Source organism: Bacteroides sp. OM05-12, assembly GCF_003438995.1.
Taxonomy (GTDB): Bacteria; Bacteroidota; Bacteroidia; order Bacteroidales; family Bacteroidaceae; genus Bacteroides.
This window is the reverse complement of record NZ_QSUN01000061.1, coordinates 1-672: the sequence shown is the minus strand read 5'-3', so window position 1 is coordinate 672 and position 672 is coordinate 1. Positions and strand designations below refer to the sequence as shown.

Below are 672 nucleotides of genomic sequence, written 5' to 3'. Positions count from 1 at the left end.
AACGAAGTAGGAATGAATAAATCTATCGAGAAATATATAGGAGTTGGGAAACTTAGCTCCATACCTATAAAGCAAGCTCTTATTTTCCAAAAGATATATGACATATATCACGGAGTAGGGAAAGATGATATCGTGCTATTAACTGCAATAGATGTGTATAAACGCTTATATCCGAAAATATGTGGTTTGTCACATGAGCAGCAGCTTGATATTATTCATGAATCTACCATGATTGCTTACGATGCCCGTACAAAGGCATTTGAGCACATGATTAACTATAATCCAAATAACGAATAACAAAAAGATAGAAAGGAATATTAAAAAATGGATGAACAGACAAAAAAATTAGCATCTCTGAATGAACGGGAAGCGGAAAATATGGCAGTAGAACAATTTACTAAGCTATATAATGAAATTGACGAAAAAGACCTTGATATGTCAAAGTTGGAACTGGCTCTTAGAAATACATTTTCCGCTGGAATGGTATATAAAGAGGCTGTGATGGAAAAAGAAAAGGAGAATACTAAAAGCTATGAAAACGGAGTAAGAGAAATGCGTGATATTGCAATAGACCTTGACGGTGATGATGATTTCTTTGATAAGGTATGGGATAAAGCGACTGAACTAATCCAAGGGTTTAATTCATAAATAACAAAATTTGGAGTAAAATTT

The 672-nt window shown here is 33.5% G+C and carries 2 protein-coding genes; both read left to right on the top strand.

Annotation, left to right across the window (positions count from 1 at the left end; translation table 11 throughout):
• A partial coding sequence (locus tag DXB63_RS17735; RefSeq protein WP_158583730.1) for a hypothetical protein occupies nt 1-297 on the top strand: 297 nt, incomplete at its 5' end.
• 27 nt (nt 298-324) lie between these two features.
• Nucleotides 325-648, top strand: a complete 324-nt coding sequence (locus DXB63_RS17730) for a hypothetical protein (RefSeq protein WP_122127706.1) — start codon at nt 325-327, stop codon at nt 646-648.
• Nucleotides 649-672: the final 24 nt, after the last annotated feature.